This window comes from Nguyenibacter vanlangensis (genome assembly GCF_013376155.1).
Classification (GTDB): domain Bacteria; phylum Pseudomonadota; class Alphaproteobacteria; order Acetobacterales; family Acetobacteraceae; genus Gluconacetobacter; species Gluconacetobacter vanlangensis.
The window spans coordinates 1-2,179 of sequence record NZ_JABXXP010000483.1; the positions used below are offsets into that span (position 1 = coordinate 1).

General features: G+C 68.3%; 2 protein-coding genes. One reads left to right on the plus strand and one right to left on the minus strand.

Going from position 1 to position 2,179, the window contains the following annotated elements:
• Window positions 1–164, plus strand: a 164-nt coding sequence (locus HUK84_RS15595; protein WP_176641102.1) for a sugar nucleotide-binding protein, incomplete at its 5' end; no start/stop codon positions are given.
• Window positions 165–189: 25 nt separating this feature from the next.
• Here HUK84_RS15595 and HUK84_RS15600 read toward each other — a convergent pair.
• A partial coding sequence (locus HUK84_RS15600; protein ID WP_218064404.1) for a glycosyltransferase occupies window positions 190–2,179 on the minus strand: 1,990 nt, incomplete at its 5' end.

The window sequence follows — 2,179 nt, forward strand, 5'->3', positions numbered from 1 at the left end:
AGATCCAGGCCATCGCCACCGCCGACTGGCCGACCCCGGCGGCCCGCCCCGCCGATTCACGCCTCGATTGCACCCGCCTGCACGACGTCTTCGGCGTCCGCCTGCCCCATTGGCGCAACAGCGTCGCCAAGGTCGTCGCCACACTGACGGCGCCGGCGCCGTAGCGCCGGCCGGAGTTCCGGTCCCGTCCTACGGCTCCAGTGCGGCGATGACCGACCTGCGTACCGCCTCGTCCGAAAAACGGGCCTGGGCAAAGCGGGTCTGCGCATGCGATCGCGCCAGCCAGGCGGCATCGTCATTCAGCATCCGCAGCAGGTCGTCCGCGATGTCCCGCGCCGTGCGGGAGATCGGCAGGATGTCGGGCAATCCGTCGATCCCCTCGGCGCCGATCGGCGTGACCGTCAACGGCACGCCCTGGCGCAGGGCCTCGACCACCTTGCCCTTGACGCCCGCGCCGAAGCGAAGGGGGACGACCGTGGCACGGCTGGCGCCGTAATATTCATCCAGTTGCGCGTCGCTGACCCAGCCGGTGACCGTGACGACCGCACTGGCGAGCGCCCTGACGGCCGGCGAGGGCTGGGACCCGACGAGCAGGAGCCTGGCGTCGGGGCGCTGCGCCAGCACGAGCGGCATGACGTCATTGACCAGGAAGAGCGCCGCGTCCTCGTTCGGGGGGTGGGCGAAACCCGCCACGAACAGGATCGTGCTGCCCGGCGTCACGCGGTCACGATGGGTGAAATCGGCGAAACCATAGGGGACGACCGCCCGGAAATCCCGTTCGGGCTCCAGTTTCCGCGCCGTGTCCACTTCTTCCTGCGACAGATAGATGCTGGTGTCGAACGCTCGCCACATGCGGCGCTCGATCTGCTTCATCTCCTCGGCCGCGCGCATCTGCCCGGCATCGCCCGTCAGCATCGCCTCGCGATGCATCCGCTCGAAATGCAGGTCATGGCCGTAGAAGCACAGACGGGCCCGCCGATGCGCCAGCAGAGGGGGCAGCAGCTCCATCGCCACCGACGGCCGGCTGACCAGCACGCAGTCCAGCGCGTCGCCGCGCTGCGCCAGCCACGCCCCCAGGTCGTCCGGCCGGCGATGGTCCAGGACCTCGATCCCCATATCCTGCAAAACCGGCGTATAAACCGGCGAATAGGCGCGGTTCTGCGGCCAGAATTTCACGACCCAGCCCGACCCGACCAGACTGCGCAGGACCCCCATGATGGTGCGCGATCCGGCGTCCCGGTCGGGTTCGGGAACATAATGGTCGATCACCAGGATGATTTTCCGGTCCCGCGCCTGGTCATAGGCGCGCACCAGGTCGGCCGCCCCTGCGAAATGGCTGCGGTCCAGCACCTCTGCCCAGCGGGTGCGCATCAGCTTCGCATTGACCAGTTGATGGGCCTTGACCCCCGACGCCAGGTCCGTCCCGTGCGACATGCCCTCGTAATGGACGACGACCGACCGCGGTTCGTAGACCACGCCGAAGCCGCCCGCGCGCACGCGGAACGCCAGGTCGGTGTCTTCGTAATAGGCCGGCGAGAAATCGGTGTCGAACCCGCCCAGCGTCTCGAACAGGTCGCGGCGGATCATGATCGCGGCGCCCGAGATGTAATCGACCGGGCGCCGGTAATTATATTCCGGGCGGCCCGGGTCCTGGTTCCGCCCGAAGTTCCAGCCGGTCGCATCCTGCCAGATGATGCCGCCGGCCTCCTGCAACAGGCCGTTGGGGTAGACCAGCTTGGATCCGGTCATGCCGATATCCGGGCGCGCCAGCAACAGGTCGGCCAGTGCGTCGATCGCGCCGGGGCGCAACTGGGTATCGTTGTTCAGGAAGAACAGATACTCCCCGCGCGCCAGTTCCGCCGCTGCGTTGCAGGTTCGCAGGAAACCCAGATTGCCGGCGTTGCGGACGATGCGCGCGCCCGCGACGCGCGCCTGCAGGAAAGACGGGTCCTGCCGTTTCGGATACGCGTCGTCCATCACGATGACTTCGATGGCGGCGATCGGCGGATAGGCCGCGATCGACGCCAGGCAGCGCAACGTGAAATCGTCCTGTCCGTAGGTCGGGATGATGACCGACACGCGGGGCGCGTCGCTGGTCCGCAGGCGAATCGGCCCGTCCGGCGTGTCGAGCAAGGGCGGGTCGAAATCCGCCGGGGCCGGCGGCATGAAGGCGGCGCTG